General features: G+C 69.6%; 17 protein-coding genes. 7 read left to right on the plus strand and 10 right to left on the minus strand.

What is annotated here, in order from left to right; all coding sequences use genetic code 11:
* Positions 1-228 precede the first annotated feature (228 nt).
* Positions 229-654 carry a VOC family protein gene (locus NE234_RS00600; protein ID WP_252777397.1) on the plus strand — a complete coding sequence of 142 codons (426 nt, stop codon included), beginning with the start codon at positions 229-231 and terminating at the stop codon, positions 652-654.
* A 554-nt stretch (positions 655-1,208) separates the two neighbouring features.
* Here NE234_RS00600 and NE234_RS00605 read toward each other — a convergent pair.
* The 6 genes from NE234_RS00605 to NE234_RS45135 all read right to left on the minus strand — a co-directional run bounded on the left by NE234_RS00605 (position 1,209) and on the right by NE234_RS45135 (position 6,847).
* Complete coding sequence (locus NE234_RS00605; RefSeq protein ID WP_252775768.1) at positions 1,209-2,351, minus strand: serine hydrolase domain-containing protein; 1,143 nt, start codon at positions 2,349-2,351, stop codon at positions 1,209-1,211.
* A 73-nt stretch (positions 2,352-2,424) separates the two neighbouring features.
* Positions 2,425-2,994: a TetR/AcrR family transcriptional regulator gene (locus NE234_RS00610; RefSeq protein ID WP_252775769.1), complete on the minus strand. Its 570-nt coding sequence runs from the start codon at positions 2,992-2,994 to the stop codon at positions 2,425-2,427.
* Between the two features lie 178 nt (positions 2,995-3,172).
* Positions 3,173-3,940: a hypothetical protein gene (locus NE234_RS00615; protein ID WP_252775771.1), complete on the minus strand. Its 768-nt coding sequence runs from the start codon at positions 3,938-3,940 to the stop codon at positions 3,173-3,175.
* A gap of 187 nt (positions 3,941-4,127) precedes the next feature.
* Complete coding sequence (locus tag NE234_RS00620) at positions 4,128-4,583, minus strand: hypothetical protein (RefSeq protein WP_252775773.1); 456 nt, start codon at positions 4,581-4,583, stop codon at positions 4,128-4,130.
* Positions 4,584-4,874: 291 nt separating this feature from the next.
* Positions 4,875-5,531, minus strand: a complete 657-nt coding sequence (locus NE234_RS00625) for a response regulator (protein WP_252775774.1) — start codon at positions 5,529-5,531, stop codon at positions 4,875-4,877.
* A 5-nt stretch (positions 5,532-5,536) separates the two neighbouring features.
* Entirely contained in the window at positions 5,537-6,847 is a 1,311-nt protein-coding gene (locus tag NE234_RS45135; protein ID WP_252775775.1) for a sensor histidine kinase, read from the minus strand.
* A gap of 256 nt (positions 6,848-7,103) precedes the next feature.
* On the opposite strand from NE234_RS45135, the gene NE234_RS00635 reads away from it, so the two are divergent.
* Positions 7,104-8,240 (plus strand): Clp protease N-terminal domain-containing protein, encoded by a 1,137-nt coding sequence (locus tag NE234_RS00635; protein WP_252775777.1) that lies wholly within the window; start codon positions 7,104-7,106, stop codon positions 8,238-8,240.
* Between the two features lie 52 nt (positions 8,241-8,292).
* Here the strand turns inward: NE234_RS00635 and NE234_RS00640 are convergent, their stop codons facing one another.
* Positions 8,293-8,712 (minus strand): ATP-binding protein, encoded by a 420-nt coding sequence (locus NE234_RS00640; protein ID WP_252775778.1) that lies wholly within the window; start codon positions 8,710-8,712, stop codon positions 8,293-8,295.
* 163 nt (positions 8,713-8,875) lie between these two features.
* Here NE234_RS00640 and NE234_RS00645 point away from each other — a divergent pair, with 163 nt between their 5' ends.
* The 3 genes from NE234_RS00645 to NE234_RS45760 are packed head-to-tail and all read left to right on the plus strand — an operon-like array spanning position 8,876 to position 9,872.
* Entirely contained in the window at positions 8,876-9,667 is a 792-nt protein-coding gene (locus NE234_RS00645; protein ID WP_252775780.1) for a helix-turn-helix domain-containing protein, read from the plus strand.
* The gene (locus NE234_RS45755; RefSeq protein ID WP_406566915.1) at positions 9,664-9,765 is read left to right on the plus strand and encodes a DUF397 domain-containing protein; all 102 of its coding nucleotides are present in this window, start codon (positions 9,664-9,666) and stop codon (positions 9,763-9,765) included. Before NE234_RS00645 ends, NE234_RS45755 begins: the two co-directional genes overlap by 4 nt.
* Positions 9,766-9,788: 23 nt before the next feature.
* Positions 9,789-9,872 carry a DUF397 domain-containing protein gene (locus NE234_RS45760; protein ID WP_406566929.1) on the plus strand — a complete coding sequence of 28 codons (84 nt, stop codon included), beginning with the start codon at positions 9,789-9,791 and terminating at the stop codon, positions 9,870-9,872.
* 17 nt (positions 9,873-9,889) lie between these two features.
* On the opposite strand, the gene NE234_RS00650 is transcribed toward NE234_RS45760, so the two are convergent.
* On the minus strand, positions 9,890-10,288 hold the full coding sequence (locus NE234_RS00650) for a winged helix-turn-helix transcriptional regulator (protein WP_252775782.1): 399 nt from the start codon (positions 10,286-10,288) through the stop codon (positions 9,890-9,892).
* 100 nt (positions 10,289-10,388) lie between these two features.
* Here NE234_RS00650 and NE234_RS00655 point away from each other — a divergent pair, with 100 nt between their 5' ends.
* Positions 10,389-11,081: an NAD(P)-dependent oxidoreductase gene (locus NE234_RS00655; RefSeq protein ID WP_252775784.1), complete on the plus strand. Its 693-nt coding sequence runs from the start codon at positions 10,389-10,391 to the stop codon at positions 11,079-11,081.
* A gap of 30 nt (positions 11,082-11,111) precedes the next feature.
* Here the strand turns inward: NE234_RS00655 and NE234_RS00660 are convergent, their stop codons facing one another.
* Positions 11,112-11,999, minus strand: coding sequence for a LysR family transcriptional regulator (locus NE234_RS00660; RefSeq protein ID WP_252775786.1), 888 nt, complete (start codon positions 11,997-11,999; stop codon positions 11,112-11,114).
* A 109-nt stretch (positions 12,000-12,108) separates the two neighbouring features.
* On the opposite strand from NE234_RS00660, the gene NE234_RS00665 reads away from it, so the two are divergent.
* On the plus strand, positions 12,109-12,399 hold the full coding sequence (locus tag NE234_RS00665; RefSeq protein WP_252775788.1) for a YciI family protein: 291 nt from the start codon (positions 12,109-12,111) through the stop codon (positions 12,397-12,399).
* Here the strand turns inward: NE234_RS00665 and NE234_RS00670 are convergent.
* A complete protein-coding gene (locus tag NE234_RS00670) occupies positions 12,393-13,046 on the minus strand; it encodes a Type 1 glutamine amidotransferase-like domain-containing protein (RefSeq protein WP_252775790.1) in 654 nt (217 codons plus the stop codon). The genes NE234_RS00665 and NE234_RS00670 overlap by 7 nt on opposite strands.
* Position 13,047: the final 1 nt, after the last annotated feature.

A 13,047-nucleotide genomic window follows, 5' to 3' on the forward strand; every position in this document is an offset into this window, starting at 1 on the left:
AGGTGCGGCCGGTGACGCGATCGCGAGCACGCTTCAGGTGTACGGCGCGGACCTCAGCAGCCGCACCGGTGTGCGCCGCACCTACGAGCGGCGGCACGCTCGCCGACGAGACCTGGGGCACGAGCCGTGAAGGATGTCGAGAATGCGGTGCCGGCTCCGTCCTCGGTAAACCAGCGGCCAAGATGGGCCGCGCGACGAAGAGGGAGAACCACCATGACGATCCAGCGGATGGACAACGTCGGCATCGTGGTCGACGACCTCGACGCTGTGATCGCGTTCTTCGTGGAACTCGGCATGGAGCTAGAGGGCAAGGCGCTGATCGAGGGGCGTTGGGCGGCGCGTGTCGTCGGGCTCGACGACCAACGAGTCGAGGTCGCGATGATGCGGTGCCCGGACGGCCACGGGCGGATCGAGCTGGCGAAGTACCGGACGCCGAAGGCGATCAGCGGCGTGCCGGAGGACGCCCCGGCGAACACGCTGGGCATTCGCCGCATCATGTTCGCGGTCGACGACATCGACGACGTCATCGCCCGTCTGCGCACCCACGGTGCCGAGCTCGTCGGCGAGGTGGTGCAGTACGAGGACAGCTACCGGCTCTGCTACATCCGCGGCCCCGAGGGCATCGTCGTCGCACTGGCCGAGAAGCTCGGCTGACCGCCCCTCGCGGCTGACCTGCGAGGACCGGCCCACACCGCGACCCGCGCGCCAGTGCCGAGGATTTTCGCTGCTCACGGCACGTAAATCCTCGGCACTGACGCGCGGTCGCCCGGTACCGGCCAGGTGATGGACGTCGTGGCGCATCAACCGGTCTGCGGTGGTGGCCGCCACGAGGGCCCGGACCCATGGGGGCCACCCGGCGAAATGGTCGCGGGCGGCGGCCGGCTCGTCGTCGAAGGGAGTCCCCTCGGGGTGCCGGAAGTAGCCGTACCAGTAGAGCTCCCGGTCGCTGATCCGGACGGCGCCGAATTCCGTGGCCGGCCCCCGAACCTGGACGAGGCGGCCGTCGAAGTCGGTGTCGGGGATGACCGCCCGCCAGCTCGTGCTGCCGCTGTAGCGGCGGCGGAGGCGGTGGAACAACTGGTCCCGTACGGTGCTGCGCACGCCGTCGGCGGCCACGACCAAACCGGCTTCGCGAGTGCGCTGCCCGGTCATTAGAGCAGCCCGGAGGGTTCGCCGGGCCGCCACCGGACGCCGGCGAACGGGTGCGGTCACCGCACGAGGCACTCGCGCAGGGCGGTGATCAGGCGGGTGGCGCGGGCGTCGCCGTGGCCGACCATGCGGTTGGCGACGTAGGCGAACCCCACGCCGTACTCGTCGTCGCCGAAGGCGAACTGGCCGCCGGCCCCGTCGTTGCCGAAGCTGCGCGGGCCCGGCATCGGCCGGAAGGGCGAGTCGAGCAGGAAGCCCGAGCCCCAGCGCGCCCCGGCGTCGAAGCCCAGCCACCCCTTGCCCGAGGACACCTCCCGGACCGCGTCCGTCACGGTGTCCGGTGTGAGCAGCCGCTCTCGGCCCTCGATCCCGGTGACCGCCGCCGCGTACAGCCCGGCGAGCCCGCTCGCCGACGCGGTGGCGCCCGCGCCGGGCAGTTCCATCCCGAGCAGTGCCGGGTCGTTCCAGCCGTGCGGCTCGTCCAGGCCGGGGAAGACCAGCGCGCCGTTCATCGTCACGATGCGGGTGAGCAGGTGCTCGGGCCCCGGCATCCCAGGGCGCCCTTCGGCCTCGACGAGCCGGGCCCGGCCGTCCATCTCCCGATCCGGCAGGCCGAGCCAGGCGCGCAGCCCCAGCGGTTCGCCCACGGCCTCCCGGAAGTAGGCGCCCGGGGTCAGCCCGGTGACGCGCCGGATCACCTCGCCGAGGAGGAAGCCGAAGACGTGGCCGTGGTACTCGTACGCCGTGCCCGGCTCCCACAGCGGCTTCTGCTCCTCGATGGCGCGGATCACCGGCGTCCAGGCGGCGATCTCCGTGAACGAGAGCACCTCGTCGAGGACGGGGACTCCCGCGCGATGCCCGAGCACCATGCGGGAGGTGATCGCCTCCTTGCCGTTCCGCGCGAACTCGGGCCAGTACCGGCCGACGGGCGCGTCCAGGTCGAGCCGTCCCTCCTGCGCGAGGAGGTGTGCGCACACGCTCACGATGCCCTTGGCGCAGGAGAACACCGGCACCACGGTGCCCTGCTCCCACGGCCGGCCGGTCCGTTCGTCCGCGACCCCGCCCCAGAGGTCGACGACCTTGCGCCCGCCGGCGTACACGGCGACCGCCGCGCCCAGCTCGGGGAAGTCCGCGAAGTTACGCGCGAACGCGTCGGCGACCGCGCCGAAGCGCTCGTCGGCCCATCCGTGATACCGCTCCACTGTCTCCGTCCTTCGCATGGTCGTCCGCCCCGGGAACGCCGGGGCGGGTCTTCGTTCGTCCGCCGCTGCGGGTTCAGTGCGACGGCCAGTTCTCCAGGAGGACGTGGAGCGCGTCGAGCGAGCGCGACCAGGAGTCCTCGACCTCACGCGGGTGCGCGAAACCACCGCTGAGCTCAAGGTGGATGTAGCCGTGGAAGGCGGCGCGCAGCAGGCGACCGGCGTCGGTCAGGTCCGGCTCGGTCAGGCCGTAGGCGCGGAGCATGCCGTAGGTCAGCTCGATGCTCCGGCGCAGGGCGACGGAGTCGGCGACCTCCTCCGGGTCGAACCGCATCTGCGTCGCGGCGTACCGGCCGGGGTGTTCCAGCGCGAACCGCCGGTAGGCGTTGGCGAACGCGACCAGCGCGTCCCTGCCCGCCCGGCCCGCCACCTCGGCGGCGATGCGTTCGGTCATCTCCTCCCCGCCGAGCAGGGCGATCCGGACGCGCAGCTCCCGCAGGTTCTTGACGTGCGAGTAGAGACTGGCGTCCTTCACCCCGAACCGCCGCGCGAGCGCGGAGATGGTGACCTGGTCGAGCCCGACCTCGTCCGCCATCTCCGCGGCGGCCTCCGTCACCTTCGCCGCACTCAGACCGACTCGGGCCATACGTCACCTCTTTCCGCTCCTAGGCCCTCTAGGTAGGAACCTAGCCTCACTAGGCGTTGGAGGCACGTGAATATCGGGGAGTCGTCGAGCGCGCCGGAGGTCGCCTGTCCGCCCCTGCCTGCTCATCGGGGCCGTGTACGGGGCGCCGGCCGGTGGACGGGCTACGGGAGCAGGGCTCTCACCAGCCCCAACGGCGCAATTCGGCGTCTTGTAGGAGCTCTCGCAATTTCTCCTGGCCGGCGCGCCATCCGACCAGATGGTAATAGTCGTCCGCGGTGAAGCCGATGACCGGAACGCCGGGGGCGTGGGCCCGCACCGCCTCCATGATGCGAGAACGTCGGTAGCTCCACCCGCGAACTTCGGTGTGCAGGCTGACCGCCGTTTTCATCCGCGCTTCCGGCAGGTCGCCGTCCAGTTCTCGAAGCTGTTCCCAGACGTGCAGCTCGATATCAGGCCGTGAGAGGATCTGCCTGAGTCGCGCGAAGTGGTCTTCGGGAGAGCCCGCGACGGACGGATTCAACCGTATCCCGACGCATTCGACGGTGCCGCGGAGGAATTCCGTACGCCGGGAGAACAGGATGAGCGCGTTGATCTCATCCCATGGGATTCGTCTTGCCAGGCCATCGGGCTCGGATCCGGGGTGGACGCAGTCGGCGAAGTAAACGCCGTCGGCGTCGATGGCAAAGGCGATCCAGTTCTTGGAACGTCCCCGAGCAAGTCTCATCAGGCCGAAGCCGACCATTCCGATCCCTGCGAGGAGTAGGGCGAGAGCCGGAGGGCCGTCTCCCAGACGCGCACTGTGAGCGGCCAGAACGAGCCAAATGGATGCCGCCACGATCGCGGCCCCGCCGACGGCGACCGACATGGTCGGCCCGAGGCGTCCGAAGCGCTCGATATACGGGGGCGGCGCGGCCCCACGGTGCTCGGCTGTCTCTCCGGCGATCACGATGAGAACCCTCCGGCCCGACCCTGCTCCACGCCACACCCTAACCGACCGGCGCACCGTACGCCGTGCCTCCGAGAGCACGTGTACGGTGCACCGTGAGCCGGCGGAATCACGTGCGCGTCATAACGGTGCACGTGATCCCTCGGCCGGGCTGTCGGCCGGTTCGCGCGGGGGCCCGACTCGCCCGCTATCGGTAATATTCGGCTCCCACCTGAACCAGGGTCTTGGTGCCGATCACGTAAACACCCACGTAGTACTTCGAGTGGGTGTTCGCGTTCCTGCATACGAGGTTCTTCCAGTGGCCATCGCAGCGCATGTTGTGGCTTTTGATCGGCACGGTGGCGCCGTAGATGGTGGCGAACATCGTGTCGCCGCCCCTCCAGTACCAGCATCTGAAGATGATCCCCAAGACCTTGCTGCGGGTCTTGAAGTGATTGGATCGCCACGAGTTGTACCGGCCGCTCGTCCAGGCTGAGGCCGGTCCCCAGAGCTGGTACCACTTCGCGCGAGCCGCGCTCACGGGGAGATCCCCCGGAACGGGAGTCGAATACACGGGCGGATTCGTGGCGGCGCTCGCCGGGAGCGCGGTCGGCGCTGTGGTGCAGACCGTCGCGACTAAGGTCGCGAGCGCGATGAGCACCATTTTGACTTTTCGCACAGGACATTCCCTTCGCGGACGCAGAGGAACTATCCGCGAAATTAGCATGATCACGCTCATATCGGTCGTCCGCAAGCGGTCGCCCGATTTTCCGGGAGTCAGTGTTCTCCACGATGTGCAGATGGACGCTCGCGCCTAGGACGGCCGGTGCCGGCCGTCAGGACATAGGACGGCGCCAGTGTGGCCATCGGCGACTACATGTCGGCAGGCCGACATGTCACCTGTGAGTTCTGGTTCTCTGGTACGGCGGCCGAGAGTGGGCGGAACCGTGTCGGCTCACGGGCCTGCTGGTAGGCCGGCGTCATGGGCCAGAATGGCGGCTTGGACGCGGTTGGTGCAGCCGACTTTGGCGAGTATGCGGCTGATGTGAGCCTTTGCGGTGCCTGTGCTCATGTGGAGTCGCTGGGCGATCTCCGCGTTCGACAGGCCGGCGGTGACCAGGCGGAGTACGTCGCGTTCGGTGTCGGTGAGCTGCTCGATTCGGCGTTTGGCCGGCTCGGCGTCCTGGGAGTCGGAAAGCAGGTGGCGTTCGATCAGCCGGCGGGTGATCTGGGGCGCCAGGATCGACTCGCCGGTGGCGGCTACGCGTACGGCTCGGATCAGTTCGGTGGGGCCGGTGTCCTTGAGCAGGAAACCTACGGCGCCGGCTCGGAGGGCTTGGGCGACGTTGTGGTCGTCGCCGAAGGCGGTGAGCATGGCGATGTTGGTCTTGGGGGATTCGCGGGCGATCACCGGAATGGCCGCTAGGCCGTCGCCGCCCGGCATGTGGACGTCCAGCAGGGCGACGTCGATCTCGTGTTCCCGGCAGACTTGGACGGCGGAGGGGCCGTCGGGCACCTCGGCCACGACCTCGATGTCGTCGGCGTTGTCCAGGATGAGGCGGATACCGGCTCGCATGAGCTTTTCGTCATCGGCGATCAGGGTCCGGATCACCCGCGTCATTGTAGGGCTCGCATGATGATCACCATGGCCGTGCCGGCAGCGACCGGAACGAGTACCAGCAACCCGAGGCATCCGGCACCCAGGGCTCGGGGCAGCGTGAGCACTTCGTCATCGAGTGGCCTGGGCCGTTCGGGTACATCGCGCTGCACCGCGGGGTCGGGGGGCATGGGGACGGGCGGGCGGAGAGGGAGGTCGGCCGTGACCAGGAATCCGCCCTCGGGCGTGGGACCGGCGGTGAAGGCGCCGTGGAGCAGGGCGATCCGTTCGTCCAGGCCGACCAGTCCCTGGCGGGTGCCGGGGAGCCGTTGGGGCGTGCCCGGTACCGGGCCGTTGATCACGCGTACGCGGACACGGCCGGCGTCGTTGGTGACTTCGACCCTGGTACGTGCTGTCCGGGCGTGCTTGTGCACATTGGTCAGGCCTTCGCGGACGACGCGGTGAACGGCGTGGCGCGTCCGCGGGTCCGCGTCGTCGAGGTCTCCGCCGGACCACGCCAGGTCGACGTCGATACCGGCCCGTCGGGACTCGGTCACGAGATCGGCGATATCGGTCCGGGTTCCGCTGCGTTCGCCGGCGGTTTCGGAAGGACCCTCCATGGGGTCACGGAGAACCTGGAGGATCTCGCGCAGTTCCGCAATCGCCGTCCCCGCCGTGGTGCGCAGAAGCTCCGCCTGGCCGCTCACCTGGGGGGCCTCTTGGGCGACGGTGATCTCCAGGGCTCCGGCGTGCAGCGATATCAGGGTGAGCCGGTGTCCGAGCATGTCGTGCATTTCGGCGGCGATGCGTGCGCGTTCCTTCATACGCGCCTTTTCCCCGGTGAGCACCTGCGCCCGCTCCAGGTACTCGTTGCGTTCCCGCAGCAATCGGACCAGCGGACGGCGTCGTCCCATCAGGCTCCCGGCCCACGCCGGTAGGAGGAGGAGAAGTACGGCGCTCAGCGCGTAATCGGCGAGCGTCTCGCCGAGTCCGTACGAGGCGGTCGTCTCCGCCACCACGCTGAGGGTAAGGCCGGCGCCCACGGTCGCCAGCACGATCGACCATCGGCGCCGGACGGGACTGATGCGCCGTGCCGTCGAGTACGCGATCACGGGCAGGACCGCCGACGCCCCGATATCGGTGCCGGCGATCACCGGCACCGTGGCCAGCAGCGCTCCGGCCGGCCAGCGCTTGCGGGCGGGAACCAGCAGCGCCGCCCAGAACGCGCTCGCCGCGGTGGCGATCACGTGGCGCGGCGACGGCGGTGACATCCAGAGCGGCAAGAATCCGATGGCGAGCGCCATCAGGAACATCGCCAGTTCGCCGACCACGACATGAGGCGCCGCAGAGCGTACGGCGGCCCACGCCTGTTCCGCCTCACGGGCGATGGACGTGCGGACGGAGCGAGCCCGTTCGACCAGCGGAGAAATCTGCGGACACCTCACTTTCGGCCGTGCACATGGCTCGTCGAACGCCGATCGGCTCGCTCATCATGGCCGATCGGCCATGGAGTCCGGATGATCGGCAGATGTCCCGGCACAAGGTGCGTTCCTAGGCTCCATCGTAATGATCAGGGAAGGGGACCGCATGATGAACGCATCGAGCACCGCTACCACCGACGCCTCCCGCGAGGTCGTGGAGTCGCTGGCCCGGGCGTATGAGAAGGCCGCCGAGACCGGCCGGACCGTGGGAACCCAGCATCTGCTCTTCGCGCTGCTCAAGGGCGAATCCGCGGCAGCGGAACTGTTGTCTCGCGAGAACGGCGGGCTGAGGGCGGTCATCTCGGCCAAGGACGACAGGGTCTGGCTCTGGCTGAGCGGGGACGATGGCAGGAACGACCCGCCGGCCCCACCCACGGTCACGGCGCTGTTGCATGAGGCCGCGTGGGTGGCTCGCCGGATGGAGAAGCCGCGTGACGAGTCGGCGTCGCCGGAGAACCAGCCCATGGTGCCGAGCGAAGCGCTGGCCGCCGCGCTCGGTCAGATGCTCGTGTGCGCTCACGAACTCGGCGTCACCTGGGCGAACGAGACCCACATGCTCATGGGACTGCTGCACGATCCCGGTAACCGGGCAAGTGAGGCACTGCTCGAACGGCGGCTGGATCGGGACGAACTCATCGCCAGGCTCGCCGTGCATCCGAGCGCGCGCCAGGACGGCGAACCGAACACGCGCAGCGTCGACGGGCTGCGTAACCTGGGCATGCTCGACAAACCCGCGGGCAGAGGGTGGGGAGGCCGCATCGCCAGGCGACTCACCAGCGGCGGCTTCGGGACGCCCGTCGTGCCCACGGTGCGCATGGAAGCCGAGCGCCAGGCCATCCGGCTCGGACATTCCCGCGTGACGACCGCGCATCTGCTCCTCGCCATGCTCGTCGTGGACGACCAGGTCACCACCGCCGGCCACCGGTTCCGCGACGGGGTGGCCCAGGTCAACACGGGTGCTGAGCTGCTGCGTACCCGAGGAGCCACACCATCCGCCGTGTTCGACGCCTTCGCCGACCTGATCCGGACGGGCGACCGGCCGCAGGCAGGTTCACTCGCCTTGGAGAGCAGCGCCGGGAAGGCGTTGACCCGCGCACGCCTGCTCGCCCATGAGCGCAAGAGCCCGTCCACCGGCACCACGCACCTGCTGGCCGCGGTGCTGGCGGACCCCGACGATCCGTGCCACTCGCTACTGTCCGCCGCAGGTGTGGACGTCGAGGAACTCCGCCAGGCACTCGGGTGACCATTCCCGTCCGATGTGGCGTTCCCCGAGCATTCGGTACGGCCGTGGCCGCTCAGGGGCCGAAGCGGGCCCAGACGACCTTGCCGGCGCGCTGGGAGGGGTACCAGCCGAGCCGCCCGCCGGTGAGTTCGTTGATGATGAACAGGCCGCGCCCGGTCTCGGCGGCCTCGTCGGCGGCGATGATCCTGGGGAGGTTGGCGCTGTCCGGGTCCCATACGCCGACCTCGCCGACGCCGTACCGCGGAGTCGCGACCCACGTGTGGATCACCTTGCCCGGGTAGAGCCGGCAGGCGTTCGTCGTGAGTTCGGTCAGGATGAGGCGGCCGAGGTGGCGGACCTCCTGCGACAGGCCCCATGAATCGGCGGCCTGATCGACGAGATTGCGCACCAAGTACACATTCTCGGCGCAGGCGTGCAATTCAAGAGTGAGGCGGGCCAGCGGTACCCATTCGTCCGGACTTGTCATGACCATGCGGCGTCCTTTCGGGAAAACTCCCTGCATTCGCGTGATGACGTGTGGTGACATGGTCTGTGGACAGAGAGGCCGCTGGTGACGACTGTCGTAGTCAGGGGCGAACGTGCCGACTCTCGCGACGTGAGTTGCGACGAGTCGCGAGACCGAAGAGGAGTGGCGAATGGCGATCGGCAGGAAGCGCCCCAAGACGCTCGAACTGTTCGGCTCCGAGGTGAAGCGGTACCGCTCGATGTCGGGGCTCTCGCAGGATCAGCTGGGAGAGAAGGTTCCCGTCTGCGGCTCCCACGTCGGCAAGATCGAGCGCGGCGAAACGCGCTGCGACCGGGCCATCGCCGTCAAACTCGACGAGATCCTCGACACCCGAGGCGCCCTCCCGTCCCTCTGGGACGAGCTCGTCCTCGACGCGGCGTTCCCCGTCTGGTTCGACTGGCCCGAGGTCGAGTCCGACGCCGACTTCCTCGGCACCTACCAGTGCCTGGTCGTGGACGGTCTCCTCCAGACCGAGGACTATGCGTCAGCCCTGCTGGGCGGCGACAAGGCCGCGACGGCTGCTCGAATGAAGCGTCAGGCGGTCCTCTTGCGCGAGGATCCGCCGCCGCCGCGAATATCAGCTCTACTCGCCGAAGGCGTCCTGCGGAACGAGGTGGGTGATCGTGACACCATGCGGGGCCAGCTAGAACACCTGTTGGCCATCACCTCGCCGCGGATATCAGTCCAGATAGTCCCCGGACCTCTTCGGCCGGGTGACACCGCCGGAGCTTTCGTCCTAGCAACTCTGCGGGATCGGTCAGAGCTCGCCTACGTAGAAACCGCCGTGCGCGGCATCACGGTGAGCGAAGCGGATGATATTCGCCTACTCTCGGAGGTATACAACGACATCCGGTCAAGAGCTCTCCCAGTGGGGATGTCGAAGGAGCTCATCGGCCGGATCTTGGAGGAACAGTGGACGTGACCGACAGTATCTGGAGAAAGAGCAGTCGTAGTGCTGGAAATGGCGGTCAATGCGTCGAGGTGACCGTCATCGGCTCCGTGAGGGTGGTCTCTGCGTAGGCCCTGCTGGAGGAACGTTGGACATGACGGCCGACATCTGGCGAAAGAGCAGCCACAGCGGGGGGAACGGTGGTGACTGCGTCGAGGTGACCGTCGTCACCTCATAGGCGACCGGGCTGCGTGATCACGGCTCGGAACGTTTGAGCAGCGTCGGGCGTGGGGTTGATTCGTGCTTCTCCCGGGCTTCCAGCAGGGCGGGGAGGTGGTCGCGGCTCCAGGCGCGGGCGGCGTCGATGAGGGTCAGCAGGCTCCGGCCCAGGTCGGTCAGTTCGTACTCGACGCGTGGTGGGTTCTCGTCGTACGCCGTCCGGGTGACCAGGCCGTCGCGTTCCATGGCGCGCAGGGTCTGGGTGAGGACCTTCGGGGTGATGCCGCGGAGCGGTCCGCGGAGCTCGGTGAACCGGCGCGGGCCGTCTTCGAGGCAGAGCACCACCATCGCGGTCCACTTGTCGCCGATCTGGATCGGCATGGCGCTCGACGGGCAGACGGGGTCGAACATCTCCGGGTCCAGCGGCTCGGCCATGGCTCCGCACTCTATCCCGGTATCGTTGAGGTAACCAGTATCCCGTGGATACCGTCCTCTTCCGGCGGCGAAGTACGCGGCCGGGAAGGGGAGCGGCGCCATGAGCAGGATCGCCATCTTCGGGGCCGGTGGCCGGGCGGGGCGGGCCATCACCGGCGAGGCGCGGAGCCGGGGGCATCAGGTGACGGCGGTCGTACGGGATCCGGGCAGGTACCCCGATCTCGCCGGGGACGGTGTGCGGGTGGTGGCGGGGGACGTCACCGACGCTCGTGCGGTGGCGGCGATCAGCGGAGGTCACGACGCGGTGGTCGAGGCGGTCACCCCGTTCTCCGGCCCTGACCATGGCTTGGACGAACTCGACACCGGCTTCTTCGTCACGGCGGCGGACGCGCTGCTGAGCGGCCTTGCCGAGGCCGGGGTGCCCCGGCTCGTCGCGATCGGCCTGTTCTCCACCCTCGAGACTCCCGGCGGCGGGCTGGTGATGGACGATCCCGAGGCGTACCCGCCCGAGTTTCGCCCGTTCGCGGAGCGGCTCCGGCCGTTCGCGGCCGCGCACGCGGCCGGTCTGGACCGGCTGCGCGAGGCGGACACCACCGTCGACTGGGTGATGCTGACCCCGCCTGCCCGGCTGGAGGCCGACGGTGTCAGGACGGGCGGCTACCGGATCGGCGGTGAGACGGCGCCGCCGCCGGAATCCCGCCTCTCGTACGCCGATCTCGCGGTGGCGGCGATCGACGAGATCGGGACACCGCGCCACCACCGCACCCGCGTCTCGGTCTTCGGTGAGTCCTGAACCACGACGGACGGTCGGCGGCACACGCCCTCACGACCTCGCCGTCTCGGCTCGGTCATCGGCCGACAGCATCCGGGACCAGGTCGTGCGGGCGGCCGCGGCCAGGGCCAGTCGTTCGCGCGGCGGCTCGGGTCCGACCGGACGCCAGACGAGGTCGGGGTCGTCGACCGAGCCGGTCCTCGTCCGCAGCGCGACGAGGTCGTCGTGGCCGAGGAGCGCGTGGCGGAACAGGCTGTGGCCGCCGTGCGTCTCTGGAACGGTCTCCGGTGTCCAGCCGTGCTCGCGGAGGCGAGTGAGGACGGCGGCCGCGTAGCCACGGGCGCGCTCGGCCGGGAACCACAGCAGCCGCTGGCCGGCCAGCTCCGACCAGGTGAGTGCCGGCCGGTCCGCGAGGGGATGGCGGTCGTGCATGACGATGCCGAGCGGCTCGTCATTGATCGTGCGCAGGACCAAGCCCGATTCGTCCATCGGTGTCCGCAGGATGCCGAAGGCCAACGTGCCCGCGCGGAGAAGGTCGCCCTGCCGCTGGGAGTCGGCCTGCTCGTAGGCGATTCGCAGCGGCCCACCGCGCGTCATGAGCCCCTCCGCGCGAGCCAGGACGGGTTGCGGCACTCCCCGGCACACTCCCACGCTCGCCGTGGGCGGGACGGCTCGCGCGGCCGCGACGGACGAGCGCAGTTCGCCGAGCATCCGGTCGACGCCGTCCCGCAGCAACCGTCCCGCTTCGGTCAGCTCCATCCCCTGGGGGACGCGCCGGAACAGCGGGGTGCCGATGCGCCGCTCCAGCAGCCGGATCTGCTGACTGAGGCTCGGCTGGGCGATGCGCAGCCGCCGGGCGGCCTCGGTGACCGTGCCGGCGTCGGCGACCGCCGCGAAGTAGCGCAGGTGCCGCAACTCCACGCCCGGAAGCTCGTCCATGTGCCCGCCCTCGTACCCCCGCCGCGATCAGCGGTTATAGGCGTGAGCCTATAGGGCAGCCACCGGCCGGTCTTGGCGCCGGCGCGGCGCCGTGCCCTTTGCTGAACCCATGTACGTGATCCTGCTGAGATACCACGCCCCGCTGGAGTCGATCGACGCGCTCAAAGAGGCGCACTACGCGAACCCGGACGGCGTCTTCGCCAAGGGGATGGTGCACCTGGCCGGTCCGTTGGAGCCTCGTACGGGCGGTGTGATCATCGCTGACGGCGAGAGGGCGGCGGTCGAGGCGGCGGTCGCCTCCGATCCCTTCGTCACGAGCGGTGCCGCCACCGCCGAGATACTCCGGTTCCATCCCACCTGGCGGGACGAGAACGGCACCTCGCGCCGCGCTCCTCAGTAGACGCGCGCGTCCGGACCGTCGATCACCAGGGCCTGCCCGTCGCGCAGGGCGCGGTGGGCGACGCCCTCGGCCCGGTAGCGCGCGGCGACGGCGGTCAGGACCTCCGTCTCGGGATGGCCGGGGGAGTCGACGTGCGGGACCACGGCGTGGTCGAGGACGCCCAGGCCCTCCCAGGTCAGCGGATCGCCGTAGGCGGCGGGTACCACCTGCGGATCGTCGCACTCCTCCAGGCCGCGCAGGCTCGGCGCGAGGACGCAGGCGCCGGCACTGTAACCGGCATAGACCGTCGCGTCCCGCCGCAGCAGTGCGGTCAGCGCGAGGTCCGCGCCGCTGCGGGCCATGGCGTGGCGCAGCAGGAACACGTTGCCGCCGCGCACCCAGATCATCGGGAAAGGGGCCAGGACCTCGCCGATGACGTCGCCGGGCCGGTCGAAGAAGTCCCGCAGATCCACCTCGGCCGGCCGCAGCCCCAGCCGGGTCAGTTCGTCGGCCTCACGCCGCACTCCGGCCGAGCGCTCCGGCTCGGCCTGGGCGTCCAGGGCGTTGGCGATGACGGCGACGTCGGCATGGGCCGGTCGCTCGCGGAGCAGCGCGAGCAGGCGGTCCGGATGATCTCCCATGCGGAAGGAGGACAGATAGAGACGCACC

The organism is Actinoallomurus rhizosphaericola (assembly GCF_024055675.1).
Lineage (GTDB): Bacteria > Actinomycetota > Actinomycetes > Streptosporangiales > Streptosporangiaceae > Actinoallomurus > Actinoallomurus soli.

Excerpts from the sequence above, each read along its gene's own strand:
- NE234_RS45760 (WP_406566929.1), top strand. The coding sequence starts at position 9,789 with ATGACGGCCGACATCTGGCGAAAGAGCAGCCACAGCGGGGGGAACGGT.
- NE234_RS00655 (WP_252775784.1), top strand. The coding sequence starts at position 10,389 with ATGAGCAGGATCGCCATCTTCGGGGCCGGTGGCCGGGCGGGGCGGGCC.
- NE234_RS00645 (WP_252775780.1), top strand. The coding sequence starts at position 8,876 with ATGGCGATCGGCAGGAAGCGCCCCAAGACGCTCGAACTGTTCGGCTCC.
- NE234_RS00635 (WP_252775777.1), top strand. The coding sequence starts at position 7,104 with ATGATGAACGCATCGAGCACCGCTACCACCGACGCCTCCCGCGAGGTC.
- NE234_RS00600 (WP_252777397.1), top strand. The coding sequence starts at position 229 with ATGGACAACGTCGGCATCGTGGTCGACGACCTCGACGCTGTGATCGCG.
- NE234_RS00660 (WP_252775786.1), bottom strand. The coding sequence starts at position 11,999 with ATGGACGAGCTTCCGGGCGTGGAGTTGCGGCACCTGCGCTACTTCGCG.
- NE234_RS00650 (WP_252775782.1), bottom strand. The coding sequence starts at position 10,288 with ATGGCCGAGCCGCTGGACCCGGAGATGTTCGACCCCGTCTGCCCGTCG.
- NE234_RS00610 (WP_252775769.1), bottom strand. The coding sequence starts at position 2,994 with ATGGCCCGAGTCGGTCTGAGTGCGGCGAAGGTGACGGAGGCCGCCGCG.
- NE234_RS00665 (WP_252775788.1), top strand. The coding sequence starts at position 12,109 with ATGTACGTGATCCTGCTGAGATACCACGCCCCGCTGGAGTCGATCGAC.
- NE234_RS00640 (WP_252775778.1), bottom strand. The coding sequence starts at position 8,712 with ATGGTCATGACAAGTCCGGACGAATGGGTACCGCTGGCCCGCCTCACT.
- NE234_RS00620 (WP_252775773.1), bottom strand. The coding sequence starts at position 4,583 with ATGGTGCTCATCGCGCTCGCGACCTTAGTCGCGACGGTCTGCACCACA.